Annotated in this window: 11 protein-coding genes; 6 read left to right on the top strand and 5 right to left on the bottom strand. The window is 67.1% G+C overall.

Annotated features, from left to right (window positions below; translation table 11 throughout):
* The first annotated feature begins 519 nt into the window (after positions 1-519).
* Positions 520-1,584 (top strand): glycosyltransferase family 4 protein, encoded by a 1,065-nt coding sequence (locus tag ABY44_RS24245; protein WP_027787985.1) that lies wholly within the window; start codon positions 520-522, stop codon positions 1,582-1,584.
* 234 nt (positions 1,585-1,818) lie between these two features.
* The gene (locus ABY44_RS24250; RefSeq protein WP_060173765.1) at positions 1,819-2,625 is read left to right on the top strand and encodes a hypothetical protein; all 807 of its coding nucleotides are present in this window, start codon (positions 1,819-1,821) and stop codon (positions 2,623-2,625) included.
* Positions 2,626-2,863: 238 nt separating this feature from the next.
* On the opposite strand, the gene gudD is transcribed toward ABY44_RS24250, so the two are convergent.
* Positions 2,864-4,216, bottom strand: coding sequence for a glucarate dehydratase (gene gudD, locus ABY44_RS24255; RefSeq protein WP_060173766.1), 1,353 nt, complete (start codon positions 4,214-4,216; stop codon positions 2,864-2,866).
* 359 nt (positions 4,217-4,575) lie between these two features.
* On the opposite strand from gudD, the gene ABY44_RS24260 reads away from it, so the two are divergent.
* On the top strand, positions 4,576-5,337 hold the full coding sequence (locus tag ABY44_RS24260; protein ID WP_027787983.1) for a FadR/GntR family transcriptional regulator: 762 nt from the start codon (positions 4,576-4,578) through the stop codon (positions 5,335-5,337).
* Positions 5,338-5,461: 124 nt separating this feature from the next.
* Here ABY44_RS24260 and ABY44_RS24265 read toward each other — a convergent pair whose 3' ends face one another.
* The 3 genes from ABY44_RS24265 to pdxY form a co-directional block, all read right to left on the bottom strand.
* On the bottom strand, positions 5,462-6,610 hold the full coding sequence (locus ABY44_RS24265; RefSeq protein WP_027787982.1) for a branched-chain amino acid ABC transporter substrate-binding protein: 1,149 nt from the start codon (positions 6,608-6,610) through the stop codon (positions 5,462-5,464).
* 366 nt (positions 6,611-6,976) lie between these two features.
* Entirely contained in the window at positions 6,977-9,121 is a 2,145-nt protein-coding gene (locus tag ABY44_RS24270) for a phosphocholine-specific phospholipase C (RefSeq protein WP_027787981.1), read from the bottom strand.
* 367 nt (positions 9,122-9,488) lie between these two features.
* Positions 9,489-10,349 (bottom strand): pyridoxal kinase PdxY, encoded by an 861-nt coding sequence (gene pdxY / locus ABY44_RS24275; RefSeq protein WP_027787980.1) that lies wholly within the window; start codon positions 10,347-10,349, stop codon positions 9,489-9,491.
* A 173-nt stretch (positions 10,350-10,522) separates the two neighbouring features.
* Between pdxY and ABY44_RS24280 the strand changes: the two genes are divergently transcribed.
* A complete protein-coding gene (locus ABY44_RS24280; protein WP_027787979.1) occupies positions 10,523-11,584 on the top strand; it encodes an alpha/beta fold hydrolase in 1,062 nt (353 codons plus the stop codon).
* A 27-nt stretch (positions 11,585-11,611) separates the two neighbouring features.
* On the opposite strand, the gene ABY44_RS24285 is transcribed toward ABY44_RS24280, so the two are convergent.
* Complete coding sequence (locus tag ABY44_RS24285; RefSeq protein WP_027787978.1) at positions 11,612-12,610, bottom strand: LLM class flavin-dependent oxidoreductase; 999 nt, start codon at positions 12,608-12,610, stop codon at positions 11,612-11,614.
* 640 nt (positions 12,611-13,250) lie between these two features.
* On the opposite strand from ABY44_RS24285, the gene hpnI reads away from it, so the two are divergent.
* Positions 13,251-14,426, top strand: coding sequence for a bacteriohopanetetrol glucosamine biosynthesis glycosyltransferase HpnI (hpnI, locus tag ABY44_RS24290; protein WP_060173767.1), 1,176 nt, complete (start codon positions 13,251-13,253; stop codon positions 14,424-14,426).
* A 136-nt stretch (positions 14,427-14,562) separates the two neighbouring features.
* On the top strand, positions 14,563-16,005 hold the full coding sequence (hpnJ, locus tag ABY44_RS24295) for a hopanoid biosynthesis associated radical SAM protein HpnJ (RefSeq protein ID WP_311768753.1): 1,443 nt from the start codon (positions 14,563-14,565) through the stop codon (positions 16,003-16,005).

The following is a 16,005-nucleotide window of genomic DNA, read 5'->3' on the forward strand; positions in this document are numbered from 1 at the left end:
CTTGCCGGCGTTCGCCCGGACTGAATAATCCGGCATTGTAAACAAGGCCGTGCGCTGCGCTGCGCGAATCTTGCCTCGGCCAGGGGTGCGCGATCGATTTTGAGATAAAATCCGGCATCCCGTCCTGTCTCGTGTGCCGGAATCACGCTGCCGGCAGTCACGGGGGCAAGGAATGCCAAAAGGGCCTTCCACTCTAGAACGGACACCCAAGTCCGCGGGTTGCAAAGTGTTGCACCTTTGTAACAAAGTAAAGTGTTTGAAATGTTGTGCGCCGTATCGGGATTAACCCTAGATAATCGGCTCCGGGTTCGATTCCAGGTTTTTTACGAACCCCTGTCAACGGGTCTTCGTTTCAAACGTTCTATGCCTGTCGCGTCGCCGACGCTCCTTGAGCAGCGCGGGTTTGACGCCCCCGGCAGGCTGATTCGTCCGACTTTTCGGACGAAATGCATCCAGCCCGGACCGCCGGCAGGTTGCCGACCCATACCTGGTTTTTAGCCGATTTTTTAGGAGTTACGCATGCGAATCGCCCAAATCGCTCCGTTGCACGAAGCGGTGCCCCCGAAACTGTACGGTGGTACCGAGCGAGTGGTGTCCTACCTGACCGAAGCACTTGTCGAGATGGGGCATGACGTTACGCTCTTCGCGAGCGGCGATTCGCAAACCTCCGCGAAGCTCGAAGCGTGCTGGCCGCAGGCGCTGCGCCTCGACCCGACGATCCGCGACGTGATGGCCCCGCACATGCTGCTCCTCGAGCAGGTGCGCCGCCGCGCGGAAGAGTTCGACGTCCTGCACTGCCACATCGACTACTACCCGTTCTCGCTGTTCTCGCGCCAGCCGGTCCCGCATCTGACGACGATGCACGGCCGTCTCGACCTGCCGGAACTGCAGCCGATCTTCAACGCGTTCAGCGACGTGCCGGTCGTGTCGATCTCCGACAACCAGCGCATCCCGCTGCCGCAGGCGAACTGGCTGTCGACCGTTTACCACGGCCTGCCGGAAAACCTGCTGACGCCGATCCCGAACGTGAAGCCGAGCTACCTCGCGTTCCTCGGCCGCATCTCGCCGGAAAAGCGCGTCGACACGGCGATCCGCATCGCCGAGCAGGCCGGCCTGCCGATCAAGATCGCCGCGAAGCTCGACAAGGCTGACCGCGCGTACTACGAAGAGAAGATCAAGCCGCTGTTCGCGCTGCCGCACGTCGAGTACATCGGCGAAATCAGCGAAGCCGAGAAGACGGAATTCCTGGGCAACGCGCACGCGCTGCTGTTCCCGATCGACTGGCCGGAGCCCTTCGGCCTGGTGATGATCGAGGCGATGGCCTGCGGCACGCCGGTGATCGCGTTCAAGCGCGGCTCGGTGCCGGAAGTGATCGACAACGGCGTGTCGGGCTTCGTCGTCGAAGACGAACTGTCGGCCGTCGCGGCGCTCAAGCGCCTCGATACGCTGCCGCGCGAGAAGGTCCGCGCCGCGTTCGAAGCGCGCTTCTCGTCGAAGGTGATGGCGCAGAACTATGTGAAGGGCTACGAGGAACTGCTGCGCCAGAAGCGTCGCACGGTGCTCCGCGAAGTCAACGCAGGCTGATTGCGGGCCGCCGCCTGGCGGCGCGCGGCTCGCCAACGACGCCCCGTCCGGGTTTCCGGCGGGGCGTTGTCACATCCGCGGCGCGGATCTGTTGTATTCTCGCCGCGCCCGACGCCGCGAACGGCCCTCGAAGCGGCCCGGCATGGCATCCAGCCATCTGTCCAGACGGTAATGTCCCTATAATGGCCGTGCCGTGAAATCCGGCCCCGCACGAATATCCAGAGGAGAGCAGTCTTGGCGAGAACGAAATCCACGCGCGCAGCGCCGGCCCCCGGCGCCGGTGTGATCTTCGCGTTGCGTGCGATCGGTCTCGTGCTGCTCGCGCGCTGGCTGTTCTCGATGTCCCAGATGGGTTATCGCTCGTCGCTGTCCGCGATGGTGTCGTCGCCCTGGGCGTTCATCTACCTCCTGCTGATCTTCCTGCTGCTCGCGCTGCCGGGTGCCGTCGCGCGCGCCGAGCGGCCGTTCCATCCGCTGCCGCAGTGGCTGCGCCAGGCGCTGCGCGTCTTCGCGCTGATCGGTTTCCTGTTCGCGGTCTGGTCGATCGGCATGTTCGTCTGGGTGGATGGCTGGCGCCTCGCGCTGCATGCCGTGACGGCGACCAACGGCTGGCTCGTTGCCGCACCGGCGCTTTATGCGGCGATCGTCTGGATTTGCCGCCCGCGGCCGCTGTGGCGGACCAACGTGGCGGCCCGCCGCTTCGCGGTCGGCCGTTATGCGATTTCGCTCGACGTGCTGACGCGCACCGCGATCGTCTGGATGGAAAGCCGCAAGGTCGGCCAGTACGACGCGCGCGAACTGTCGGTGCGCTGGCCCGGCCGTACGGCGCCTGCCGCCGGCGAAGGGGCGACGGGCGGACAGCCCTCGGTCGTGCCGCCGCGCCGCGGCGGCCTGTTCAATCGACCGAAGGTCGAACTGCTGTGGGATTCGCCGGCGGCCGTCGGCCATAACCGGCAGATCGTCATGCGCGCGCCGCTCGCGACCGAAGGCGACCGCGTCGCGGTGCTCGCGCTCGACGCCGCGCTCAAGCAGATCGTCTGACAAGTCCCGCGCACAGCGGGCAGGTGGGGGGATTGGGGCGGCCGGCTAGGTGCGGGCGGCCAAGACCGGCCAGGCCCGGCCGAGTTTCGATATGGCCGGCCCGGTTCGCATCGCCATCCCGATCCGGATCCTGTTCGACTCGAGCGGCGTTTTCCGCCAGACACCCGCCAGCCGGGCCTCGCCGCTCCTATCGAGCCCGTCTCGGCCGGGCGATTCAGCCGCCCGGTCCGTTCCGCGCTCAGCGCACGAGGCAGGGGCGCTTGTTGTTGAAAGTCCACCCCGGAATCAGGTACTGCATCGCCGCCGCGTCGTCGCGGGCACCGAGCCCGTGCTGCTTGTACAGCTCGTGCGCGACCGCGACGGCATTCATGTCGATATCGATGCCGAGACCCGGCCGCTTCGGCACCTCCACCAGCCCGTTCTCGATCTTCAGCGGCTCGCGCGTCAGCCGCTCGCCGTCCTGCCAGATCCAGTGCGTGTCGATCGCGGTGACCTGGCCCGGTGCGGCGGCCGCGACATGCGTGAACATCGCGAGCGACACGTCGAAGTGGTTGTTCGAGTGCGAACCCCACGTGAGGCCCCAGTCGCGACACATCTGCGCGACGCGTACCGAACCCTGCATCGTCCAGAAGTGCGGATCGGCGAGCGGGATGTCGACGGCCTGCAACTGCACCGCGTGGCCCATCTGCCGCCAGTCGGTCGCAATCATGTTGGTTGCCGTCGGCAGCCCCGTCGCGCGGCGGAATTCGGCCATCACCTCGCGGCCCGAGTAGCCGTTCTCGGCGCCGCACGGATCTTCCGCGTAGGCGAGCACGTGATGCTGGTCGCGACACAGCCGCACGGCCTCGTCGAGCGACCACGCGCCGTTCGGGTCGAGCGTCACGCGCGCGTCGGGGAAGCGCTCGGCGAGCGCCGTCACGGCCTCGATCTCGCTCGCACCTTCGAATACGCCGCCCTTCAGCTTGAAGTCGTTGAAGCCGTAGCGCGCATGCGCGGCCTCGGCGAGCCGCACGACGGCCTCGGGCGTCAGCGCGGCTGCGTCGCGCACACGCGTCCAGTCGTCGGTCGCGCCGCTGCCGTCGCGGTAGGGCAGCGCGGTCTTCGTGCGATCGCCGACGTAGAACAGGTAGCCGAGCATTTCGACACGCTCGCGTTGCTGGCCCTCGCCGAGCAGCGCGGCGACCGGCACGCCGAGATGCTGGCCCAGCAGGTCGAGCAGCGCGGCCTCGAGCGCGGTGACCGCGTGGATCGTCGTGCGCAGGTCGAAGGTCTGCAGGCCGCGGCCGCTCGCGTCGCGGTCGGCGAAGGTGCGCCGCACGTCGTTGAGCACCGCATGGTAATTGCCGACCGGCTGGCCAACGACGAGCGCACGCGCATCGTCGAGCGTGCGGCGGATGCTTTCGCCGCCGGGCACTTCGCCGACGCCGGTCCGGCCCGCGCTGTCCTTCAGGATCACGAGGTTGCGGGTGAAGAACGGGCCGTGTGCGCCGCTCAGGTTGAGCAGCATGCTGTCGTGGCCGGCGACCGGGATCGCTTGCAGGTCGACGATGCGCGGCGTGTCGTGGGAGGGCGAGGCAGTGACGGCGTTCATGGGCGGCGATGGCAGAAGGGTGGGCAATGCCGTGCGGCAAAAGCTTTGCCGCGCGCGGCAGGAGGTGCGATCATTCGACAACCGACGTGCGCGGCGCGCAAGCCCCCGCAGGTCGATGCAACCCGGAACGGGGTGGGAGCGATAACCTGACCAGCGGAGCGCAGAACGCGAAAGCTGGCTGATCGTAAGGCATGGGACCAGGCAGTGCCGGCGTGCGCGCTTGAGTCGACAGGAGATCCGTGTTTTGATCATCAGTCGTCGGATGACTTGTGACGCAGTATAATGAATCATCGGCTTTCGCTCAAACCCCGCGTAAACCCTCGGCTCACATTACGATCATTCAAAAAGGAACCGGCCTCATGTCCGTGCCTACGCTTCCCGCAGCGCCGCGCCGTCGCGCACGCAGCCTCGCACAAGATGTCGTCGACGCGCTGACCGCGCAGATCGAAAACGGCACGCTGCGTCCCGGCGACAAGCTGCCGACCGAAACCGAAGTCATGGCGGCGCAGGGCGTGAGCCGTACGGTCGTGCGCGAGGCCATTTCGCGGATGCAGGCGAGCGGCCTCATCGAGACGCGCCACGGTATCGGCAGCTTCGTGCTGGAGCCGTCGCGCCGTCAGACGCTCGGAATCGACCCGGCGACGATCACGACGCTGCGCGACGTGCTCGCGGTGCTGGAGCTGCGCATCAGCCTCGAGAGCGAATGCGCGAGCCTCGCCGCGCAGCGCGCGAACGAAACCGACCTGGTCGCGCTGCGGCGCGCGCTCGACGCGATCGCAACGGGAGCGGGCGGCGGCCGCGACACGGCGCAGCTCGACTTTCAGTTCCACCTGCAGATCGCGCAATCCACCGGCAACCGCTATTTCGTCGACATCATGACGCAGCTCGGCACGTCGATCATCCCGCGCACGCGCGTGAATTCGGCCCGCTTCGCCGGTGACGATCTGGAGCGGTACGTCGGCCGGCTGAACCACGAGCACGAGGACATCTACGAGGCGATCGCGCGCCACGACCCGGAGGCCGCACGCGCCGCGATGCGCACGCACCTCACCAACAGCCGCGAGCGGCTGCGCCGCGCGCACGAGGCGGCCGAGGCCGAGCGCGACACGCAGGCCGGCTGATGCGTCGGGCGGTGCGTCCGCCCGGTCGAATCGCGTCAACATCAGTCGTCATACGAGATCGGTGTCCGGTCATCGATCACCGGGGCCGGGCGGCGTGTCCGCCGCCGGCCGCCGGCACCGCCGATCAGCCTCCCTTCGTCGTGATCGTCTTCCACGCGCCGCTCTTCACCTGGTACAGCGTCGACATCCCGCTCTTCAGCGAGCCGTCGTTCGCGAACGAGATGCGGCCGGTGACGCCTTCGAAGTCGATCTTCTTCAGCGCCGGACGATAGACCTTCGGGTCGGTCGAGCTGGCCGCCTGCATCGCCTTGATCGCCGCCCACGCGGCGTCGTAGCCGAACTGCGCGTACGACAGCACGTCGACCCCGAAGCGCTTCCTGAAGCGCTGTTCGAAATCCTTCCCTTGCGGCAGCTCGTCGAGCGGCCGGCCGTATTCCCATGCCATCGCGCCTTCGGCGGCCGGGCCCGCGATCTTGATGAACTCGTTGTCCTTCACGCCGCCGCCGCCGACGAACTGCGCGTTCAGCCCGAGCTGGCGCATCTGCTTGATGAAGTTCGCGGCGAGCGAATCGAGCCCGCCGAAGAAGATCAGGTCGGGATTCTTGGCCTTCAGGCTCGTGATCTGCGCGCGAAAGTCGACCGCCTGGTTGCTGGTGAATTCGCGGCCGATGAGGTTCCCGCCGGCGGCCTTCACGGCCTTCTCGAACTCGTCGGCCTCGCCCTGGCCGAACGCGGTGCGGTCGTCGATGATCGCGATGCGCTTCGCCTTCGTCACGTCGACCGCGTACTTGCCCGCGTTGCCGGCGTTCTGGCCGTCGGTCGCGATCACCATGAACATGTTCGCCAGCCCGCGCGAGGTGAGCGTCGGGTTGGTCGCCGCTGGATCGATCACCGGGATGCCGGCCTTGTCGTAGACGACCGAGGCCGGAATCGTCGTCCCCGAGTTGAAATGGCCGACCACGACCGACACGTTCTGGTCGACGAGCGCCTGCGCGGCCTGCACGCCAATGCGCGGGTCGGCCTGGTCGTCCTGCACGACGAGGTTGAAGTGCGCGGGCTTGCCGGCGATCTGCACCTTCTGCGCTGCGGCATCGTCGAGCGCGAGCTGCACGCCGTTCTGCAGGTCCTTGCCGTAGCCGGCGTTCACGCCCGTGAGCGGCGCGGCGAAACCGACCTTCACGTCGGTCGTGTCGGCAGCCCGGGCGGCCTGTTGCGAGAGGAGGGCAAGCGCGGATGCAATCGACACCGACAGCAGGGAATGACGGAATTTCATGTTGTTCCTCTTGTTCGATACCTGCGAGTAAGTACCGCACACGCTCGGGATGGCTGAACGCGTGCGACGGGCGGGCGGTTCGACCGCTTCTCGGAATCGGGCGGGGAGGTCGGCATCGTGATCCTCGGAAGAATCTCCCGTCAGGCTCGGCGAAGAGCCCCGATCGTTTCGATATATAGGTCGCCGATATGCGTGGGTCTTGGCAATTTGCCGCGCATTCGATGCGGATTTGCGCATAGCTTCCGCGCGTGCGGAGGCAGCCGGTATCGGGAGTTTCCCGTCGCGAACGGAGCGGGCGGAGAGGAGGAGCGGAAGCGTGGGGAGGCGGCCCGGCCCGCCGGGGCCGTGCCGCCTCACGTGAGGCCGTCAGTCGGACAGCGCGTCCGATGCGGCTTCGGCATCGTCGTGCGATGCGTGCGTGCGGATCAGCGGATCGCTGGTGCTCGGGCGGCCCGTCTCGACGTGGCCCGCGAAGCGGCGCAGGAAGCCGAGCAGCCGGCCGTCGCTGACGGTCAGGTCGTACCAGCCGTGGCTGCCGCGCAGATCCCAGTAGTCGTCGATCTGCTGGCCCGGCGCGAGATCGAACGTGCGCGCGCGGCCGTGGCCGTATGCGTTCGTGACCTTGAGCCGCACCGCCTTGTGGCCGCGGTTCATCAGGCGCAGCGTGATGTTGCCGTTCGCGACGTCATAGCCGTAGATCACCTCGGGGTTCACGTTCGCGCTGCCGACGCCGGTCGCGAACGGGCCGCGGAAATGGCAGTAGAAGCCGTTCGGGCCGTACACGTCGAGGTCGTACAGGCCGAGCGACGCCGCGGCGCTCCACGTGTCGGCGATCCGCTTGCCGGCTTCGACCGTGTACGCCCACGGGCCGTCGAGGCGGTTGCGCGACTGCACCTGGAACGCGGCGCCCGCCCGGCCCGTGTTCGCGAAGGTCAGCCGGAACAGGCCGTTGACCGATTCGACGCGGCCGTGCACGAACAGCTCGTAAGGCAGCGCGCGCGCCGGCCGCAGCCCGGCCTCCTGCTTCGGCAGCTTCTGCAGCACCGGCGGCACGGGGATGTAGTCGGGGTGGCGCAGGCGGTCGGGCGGCGCGTAGCCGCTCGTATCCGGCAGCGTCGGCCAGCCGGCGTCGGCCGTCGCGAAATCGAACGCGGCGGTCAGGTCGCCGCACACCGCGCGACGCCACGGCGACACGTTGCCCGCCTTGACCGGGTATTGCGCGCCGAAACGCGCCTCGATGAATTGCAGCAGCGACGTGTGGTCGAAGGTCTGCGAGCAGACCCAGCCGCCTTTCGTCCACGGCGACACGACGAGCATCGGCACGCGCGGCCCGAGCCCGTACGGGCCGGCCATGTGTGATGCGTCGCCGGGGAACACCTCGTTGGTCGTCGCGACCGTCGACAGCCCGTTGTCGCGCGACTGCGGCGCGAACGGCGGCTGCACGTGGTCGAAGAAGCCGTCGTTTTCGTCGTACGTGATGAAGAGCGCGGTCTTGCTCCACACGTCCGGATTCGACACGAGCGCCTTCAGCACCTGCTCGATGTACCACGCACCGTAGTTCGCCGGCCAGTTCGGGTGCTCGGAATACGCTTCCGGCGCGCAGATCCATGACACCTGCGGCAGCGTGCCGTTCTTCACGTCCTGCTGCAGGATGTCGAACAGCGTGCCGCCGGCGCTGATGTTGGTGCCGGTGCGCGCCTTGTCGTACAGCGGCGTGCCGGGCAGCGCGGTGCGGTACTGGTTGAAGTAGAGCAGCGAGTTGTCGCCGTAGTTGCCGATGTACGGGTTCTGCGTCCAGCCCCACGAGCCGTTCGCGTCGAGCCCGGTGCCGATGTCCTGGTAGATCTTCCACGACACGCCGGCCTGTTCGAGCACTTCCGGATAGGTCGTCCAGCCGTAGCCCTTTTCCTCGTTGCCGAGCACCGGGCCGCCGCCCGTGCCGTCGTTGCCGACGTAGCCCGTCCACATGTAGTAGCGGTTCGGGTCGGTCGAGCTCGGGATCGCGCAGTGGTACGCGTCGCAGATCGTGAACGCGTCGGCGAGCTGGTAGTGGAACGGGATGTCGTCGCGCTTCAGGTACGCCATCGTCGTGGTGCCCTTGTTCGGCACCCACTGGTCGTAGCGGCCCTTGTTCCATGCCGCGTGCATGTCCTGCCAGCCGTGCGGCAGGTCCTGCAGGAACTGCAGGCCGAGCTTGTCCGCGCCCGGATGGAACGGCAGCAGCTCGGCCGGGCCGACCGGCTGGTGGAACACCGACTTGCCGTTCGCGAGGCGCAGCGGGCGCGGGTCACCGAAGCCGCGGACACCGCGCATCGTGCCGAAGTAGTGGTCGAACGAGCGGTTCTCCTGCATCAGGATCACGATGTGTTCGATATCGCGGATGGTGCCGGTGCGGCGGTTCGCGGGAATCGCGAGCGCATCGCGGATCACGGGCGGGAACAGGTTCAGCGCGGCGGCGCCGGCGGTGCCGGCAGCGACGCGCAGGAAGTCACGACGGTTCGATCGGGTCATGGTCGTTATCGTGGGGTAAAAGGGAGAGCCGATTGGCGGGACCTGCTGAAAGGGCGCACTCGGGTCGCAGGATGCGGCTGCGCCGGGTGGTGCCGCCGCGAGCATAGCGAGGAATCAGTGTCATTCATGTGAAGTCCGGAAACGTTTGCATCCGCGTCGAAGCGATATCAACGCAGCGTCGGGGCATATCGCGAACGGTCGTGGTGATGCAGGGGGTAGCGCGGGAAAGCAGGACAGCAGGAAAGCAGGAAAGCAGGAAAGCAGGAAAGCAGGAAAGCAGGAAAGCAGGAAAGCAGGACAACGGGACAACGGGACAACGGGAAAGCGCGGGACGCGCGCCGCTGAAGCGGCGGGCGATGCCGGTACGTCAGGCGTCCGTCACCCACGCGCCGAACCATTCGCTCGGGCGTGCGATCTCGTCCTGCGCGGCGACGAGTTCGAGCTCGTAGCGGCGTGCATCGTAGGTCGCCTTCACGACCGCATGCACGGCTGCGAGCGTGTGCTCGAACGCGGCGCGCACGGAGTCGCCGCGCAGCCGGCATGCGACGAAGATCGCGCTGGTCAGGTCGCCGACGCCGACCGGATGGCGCGGAAACGCGTACAGCGGGCGCTGGCCGATCCATGCCTCGGTTTCGGTGACGGCGAGCATGTTGAAGCGATCAGCCGGGCTGTTGCGGTCGTGCAGATGCTTGACGAGGATGATTTGCGGGCCGCGCCGGATCAGCGCGCGGCATGCTTCGACGGCTTCGGCGACGGTTTCGATGCGCCGCCCGACCAGCTTCTGCAGTTCGGTGTGGTTCGGCGACATGCCGTCGGCGAGCGCCGGCATTTCCTGGACCATGAATTCCTCGACGCCGGGTTCGGGCCGGATGCCGCCCGTCTGGCCCATCGCCGGATCGCAGAAGTACCACGCGTTCGGGTTCATCGCCTTCACCGAGCGGACGATCTCGACGGCCGCGCGGGCCTGCGGCGGCGAGCCGAGGAAGCCGGACAGCACGGCGTCGCAGCGCTTGAGCGCGCCGATCGCGGCGATGCCGTCGACGAGCTGCTCCATCTTCGCGGCATCGATCGCGCTGCCCGCCCAATGGCCGTACTGCATGTGATTCGACAACTGGACGGTATTGAGCGGCCAGACGTTGACGCCGAGGCGCTGCATCGGGAACACGGCCGCACTGTTGCCGGCATGGCCGTAGATGACGTGCGACTGAATGCTGAGGACGTTTTTCATGGGAATCGCCTGCACGCGTTTCAGGGTCACGTCACACGATACCCGAGTTCGTCGCGCGCGCGGAAGTCGCGCGGCCCCGGAGTGTTGCGCGCCGTCGTCAGCGCGACCGCGTAGAATCGCGGGGCGCGAGGCGGCCCGGCTGCCCGCGTGCGTCTCCAATCACCGTGATCGCCATGCTTTCGATTCGCAAGATGTTGTATGCCGTGCGCGCCGTCGTGCTCGGCGCGGGTGTCGCCGCCGCGTGCGCCATGCCTGTCGCGGCGGCCGCCGCATCGCCCGCCGGCAACGACGGGCCCGTGTACGGCCCGCGCCTGGAAGGGTTCACCTATCCGGCACCCGTGCGGGTGTATACGTTCGTGTCGCAACGCGAAACGCTCGAGATGGCCTATCTCGACGTGCCGCCGGCGCACCCGAACGGCCGCACCGTCGTGCTGCTGCACGGGAAGAACTTCTGCGCGGCGACCTGGGAGGACACGATCGGCGTGCTGAGCCGTGCCGGCTATCGCGTGATCGCACCGGACCAGATCGGCTTCTGCAAGTCGTCGAAGCCCGATCGCTACCAGTACAGCTTCCAGCAACTGGCGCGCAACACGCACGCGCTGCTCGAATCGGTAGGGGTGAAGTCGGCGACGATCGTCGGCCACTCGACGGGCGGGATGCTCGCGATGCGCTACGCGCTGATGTATCCGAAGGCGACCGAGCAGCTCGTGCTCGTGAACCCGATCGGCCTCGAGGACTGGAAGGCGCTCGGCGTGCCGCCGCTGCCGGTCGACTACTGGTATGCGCGCGAGCAGAAGACCACGGCCGACAGCATTCGCCGCTATGAGCAGGGCACGTACTACGCGGGCAAATGGTCGCCGTCGTACGAGCGCTGGGTGCAGATGCTGGCCGGGATGTACCGTGGCGCCGGCCGCGATGCAGTCGCCTGGAACTCCGCGCTGATCTACGACATGATCCTCACGCAGCCGGTGGTCTACGAACTCGGCGCGATCCGCGTGCCGACGCTGCTGATGATCGGCGACAAGGACACGACCGCGATCGGCAAGGACGTGTCGCCGCCCGACGTGCATGCGAAGCTCGGCCGCTACCCGGAACTCGCGAAGCGGACGCAGGCCGCGATCCCCGGCGCCCAGCTCGTCGAATTCCCGGCGCTCGGGCACGCGCCGCAGATCCAGGACCCGGACGCGTTTCACAAGGCGCTGCTCGACGGGCTGGAGGCCGTGCACCCGCAGTGACGCGGGGGCGGCCGCGGGTGTGTGCCGTCAGCGCACCTCGCTCGCGAGCTCGTCGCGGATCTGCGCGGTCAGTTCGAACGAACGCAGCCGTGCCGCGTGATCGTAGATCTGCGCGGTGACGATCAGCTCGTCGGCTCCCGTCTGCGCGATGCGGTCGCGCAGCTTGTCGCGCACGGTGTCGCGCGAGCCGACCGCCGCGAACGACAGCGAATGCGCCACGGTCGCGAGCTCGAGCTCGTTAGCCTCGAGCACGTCGACGGGCGGCGGCAGCTTGCCCGGCGTGCCGCGCCGCAGATTGATGAACTGCTGCTGCAGCGACGTGAACAGGCGCCGCGCCTCGTCGTCGGTATCGGCGACGAACACGTTGACGCCGACCATCGCATGCGGTTTCGGCCACGCGGCCGACGGCCGGTACTGCGCACGATAGATCTCGAGCGCGCGCATCAGATAATCCGGCGCGAAGTGCGACGCGAACGCGAACGGCAGCCCGAGCATCGCGGCCAGCTGCGCGCTGAACAAACTCGATCCGAGCAGCCACACGGGCACGTCGAGCCCCGCGCCGGGCACTGCGCGCACGCGCTGGCCGGGCACCGGCTCCGCGAAGTAGCGCTGCAGCTCGGCGACATCGTCCGGAAACGAATCGGCGCTGCCGATCAGGTCGCGGCGCAGCGCGCGCGATGTGGTCTGGTCGGTGCCGGGCGCGCGGCCGAGGCCGAGGTCGATGCGCCCCGGATACAGCGACGCGAGTGTGCCGAACTGCTCGGCGATCACGAGCGGCGCGTGGTTCGGCAGCATGATGCCGCCCGACCCGACGCGGATCGTCTGCGTGGCGCCCGCGACATGGCCGATCACGACGGCCGTTGCCGCGCTCGCGATGCCGGGCATGTTGTGATGCTCGGCGAGCCAGTAGCGCAGGTAACCCCAGCGTTCCGCGTGCTGCGCGAGATCGACGGTATTGCGGAAAGCCTGGGAGGCGTCGGCGCCGGCTGGAATGGGGGCGAGATCGAGTACGGAAAACGGAGTCATCGGTTGGCCTTCGAACAGGGGGGGCGGGGTGATGCGCTTACGCAACAAATGCCAGGGATTTTGCCAAAGGGTTCCGGAACCTGCTGAGGGCGGCGCGATACCCATGCGCCTTTCAGGGGTGCAAGGCTGAATCCGGTGATCGTTGCAAAAATCAATCCAATCGACGATTAATTACCAATCTTTACGGCGATTGGATGTGAATCCGCATCGACGTACAAATTTGCACGAAACGATTGATTTTCAAGACTGCAATACGCCTGCAAACCGCTTACGCTAACGTGAACGCGGGTGCGCTCAAATGGTTCGCCGACTGCGCAGCTTTGCCGGAATTGCACAAGTCCGTTTCTCGGAGCGCCGAGCGCGGGGTGCCGCAGACTGCTAAAATCCGGCGCCTGCCCATGTTGTGCCGAAGGTAGCCATACGAGTCTTCCCGCATCTCGTCCGGGTTTCGCGCGGAGGTGCCCCACGCGAAGCCGGGCATGGCCACACCCGAAGGATGGGTCGAGCCTCCCTCATATACAGACGCTGCTGGAACAAGGAGTCGGGTCGTGCCCGCGTTCGTCGTTGTCGGAATACCGAATCACGCTCAATCGCGCTCAAGCGTTTTCCATGGCGTTCAGGTCGCCGGGAGGCGTCGCGCATGACGGCAACCACAACGATGCTCGACTGGCTCCTGATCGTCTTTACGCTGGCCGCGGCCGGCTATGCGCTCGTCGCGGCGTTCGCGCCGCGGCCGCGTACGCCGCGCACGGCCGCGCGCGACGGCTTCGAGCCGGTCAGCGTGCTCAAGCCGCTGTGCGGCGCGGAGCCGCACCTGTACGAAAACCTCGCGACGTTCTGCGAGCAGCGTCATCCGCGTTACGAAGTGCTGTTTGGCGTCGCGTCGGCGGCCGATCCGGCCGTCGCCGTGGTCGAACGGCTGCGCGCCGATTACCCCGAGTGCGACATCACGCTCGTGATCGATGCGCGCGTGCACGGCAAGAACCTGAAGGTCAGCAACCTGATCAACCTCGCCGAACGCGCGAAATACGGCCGCATCGTGATCGCGGACAGCGACATCGCGGTGACGCGCGATTATCTGGAGCGCGTGACGGCACCGCTCGCCGACGTGTCGGTCGGCGTCGTCACGTGCCTGTATCATGCGCGCAGCGTCGGCGGGTTCTGGACGCGAATCGGCGCGCAGTTCGTCGACGCCTGGTTCGCGCCGTCGGTCCGGATCACGCATCTCGGCCGCTCGAGCCGCTTCGGCTTCGGCGCGACGCTCGCGCTGACGCGCGACACGCTCGACCGGATCGGCGGCTTTCCCGTGCTGAAGGACGAACTGGCCGACGATTTCTGGCTGGCCGAGCTGCCGCGCCGCCTCGGGCGCCGCACCGTGCTGTCGGAGGTCGAGGTCGCGACCGACGTGATCGAGCCGTCGTTCGGGCCGCTTTGGCACCGCGAGACGCGCTGGCTGCGCACGATCCGTTCGCTGAATCCGGCCGGTTTCGCGTTCCTGTTCATTACGTTCACCGTGCCGTGGCTCGCGATCGGCGCGGCGCTCGCGCTGCGCCTCGACGGCACCTTCGCCGGCTCGCTGGCGGGCTGGGCGGCCGTGGTGGGCGCGTTCGGGCGGCTCGTGCTGCACGCGCGCGGCGAGGACGGCTGGCGCGCATTCTGGCGCGACTTGCCGCTCGTCGCGGTGCGCGACACGCTGCTCGCGCTCGAGTGGCTCGCGGCCGTGTTCGGCACGCATGTCGTGTGGCGCGGCGCGAGGATGACGGTCGTCGGCGGCGAGCGCGCGGCGGCGGCCGTGGAAGCAGTGGACGGCCGCTAGGGCCGTTCCGGTCGAACCCGGCCCGAGGGCCGAGACGCGCTGCGCGGCGAGGCCGCGCGGCGCGACATGACAGAGAGGCGGGCGCCGGCAGGGCGGCCCGCGGTTTTTTGACTGAATCGTTGTAACGAAACGAACTATGCAGGCTACCGGAGCATTCATGAAAACGCTGTTCTTGCAGGCCCCTTCGTATGACGGCTTCGACGGCGGAGCCGGCTCGCGCTATCAGGCGAAGCGCGAAATCCGTTCCTTCTGGTATCCGACGTGGCTCGCGCAGCCGGCCGCGCTCGTGCCGGGCAGCCGCGTCGTCGACGCGCCGGCCGACGGCCTGTCGGTCGAGGAAACGCTGAAGATCGCCAACGACTACGACCTCGTGATCATCCACACGAGCACGCCGTCGTTCCCGACCGACGCGATGTTCGCGCAGGATCTCAAGAAGATGAAGCCGTCGATGCTGGTCGGCATGGTCGGCGCGAAGGTGATGGTCGATCCGCACAACTCGCTCACGGCGAGCGAGGCGATCGACTTCGTGTGCCGCGAGGAATTCGACTACACCTGCAAGGAAATCGCCGAAGGCAAGCCGTTCGCCGAGATCAAGGGCTTGAGCTGGCGCGCGAAGGACGGCTCGATCGAGCACAACGAAGCGCGTCCGATCCTCGAGAACATGGACGAACTGCCGTTCGTCGCGCCCGTCTACAAGCGCGACCTGAAGATCGACAACTACTTCATCGGCTACCTGAACTACCCGTACGTGTCGATCTACACGGGCCGCGGCTGCAAGTCGCGCTGCACGTTCTGCCTGTGGCCGCAGACGGTCAGCGGCCATCGCTACCGCACGCGCTCGGTCGAGAACGTCCTCGCGGAAGCGAAGTGGATCCGCGACAACATGCCGGAAGTGAAGGAACTGATGTTCGACGACGACACCTTCACCGACGACCTGCCGCGCGCCGAAGCGATCGCCATCGGTCTGGGCAAGCTCGGCATGACGTGGTCGTGCAACGCGAAGGCCAACGTGCCGTACAAGTCGCTCAAGATCATGAAGGAAAACGGCCTGCGCCTGCTGCTGGTCGGCTTCGAATCCGGCGACGACCAGATCCTCGTGAACATCAAGAAGGGCGTGCGCACCGATTTCGCGCGCCGCTTCAGCGCGGACTGCAAGAAGCTCGGCATCAAGATCCACGGCACCTTCATCCTCGGCCTGCCGGGCGAGACGCAGGAGACCATCAAGAAGACGATCGAGTACGCGAAGGAAATCAATCCGCACACGATCCAGGTCTCGCTCGCCGCGCCGTATCCGGGCACGACGCTCTACAAGCAGGCCGTGGAGAACGGCTGGATGGAAGAGAACAAGACCATCAACCTGGTGAGCAAGGAAGGTGTGCAGCTCGCGGCGATCGGCTACGCGCACCTGTCGCGCGACGAGATCTATCACCACCTCGAGCAGTTCTATCGCCAGTTCTACTTCCGTCCGTCGAAGATCTGGGAGATCGTGCGCGAGATGCTGACGAGCTGGGACATGATGAAGCGCCGCCTGCGCGAAGGCGTCGAGTTCTTCCGCTTCCTGCGCGCGCACGAGGCGTAA

This window comes from Burkholderia sp. ZZQ-2, assembly GCF_050768715.1.
Taxonomy (GTDB): Bacteria; Pseudomonadota; Gammaproteobacteria; order Burkholderiales; family Burkholderiaceae; genus Burkholderia; species Burkholderia cepacia.

Coding starts and splice junctions, on each gene's coding strand:
- ABY44_RS24245 (WP_027787985.1), top strand. CDS start 520: ATGCGAATCGCCCAAATCGCTCCGTTGCACGAAGCGGTGCCCCCGAAA.
- gudD (WP_060173766.1), bottom strand. CDS start 4,216: ATGAACGCCGTCACTGCCTCGCCCTCCCACGACACGCCGCGCATCGTC.
- ABY44_RS24260 (WP_027787983.1), top strand. CDS start 4,576: ATGTCCGTGCCTACGCTTCCCGCAGCGCCGCGCCGTCGCGCACGCAGC.
- ABY44_RS24265 (WP_027787982.1), bottom strand. CDS start 6,610: ATGAAATTCCGTCATTCCCTGCTGTCGGTGTCGATTGCATCCGCGCTT.
- ABY44_RS24270 (WP_027787981.1), bottom strand. CDS start 9,121: ATGACCCGATCGAACCGTCGTGACTTCCTGCGCGTCGCTGCCGGCACC.
- pdxY (WP_027787980.1), bottom strand. CDS start 10,349: ATGAAAAACGTCCTCAGCATTCAGTCGCACGTCATCTACGGCCATGCC.
- ABY44_RS24280 (WP_027787979.1), top strand. CDS start 10,523: ATGCTTTCGATTCGCAAGATGTTGTATGCCGTGCGCGCCGTCGTGCTC.
- ABY44_RS24285 (WP_027787978.1), bottom strand. CDS start 12,610: ATGACTCCGTTTTCCGTACTCGATCTCGCCCCCATTCCAGCCGGCGCC.
- hpnI (WP_060173767.1), top strand. CDS start 13,251: ATGACGGCAACCACAACGATGCTCGACTGGCTCCTGATCGTCTTTACG.
- hpnJ (WP_311768753.1), top strand. CDS start 14,563: ATGCAGGCTACCGGAGCATTCATGAAAACGCTGTTCTTGCAGGCCCCT.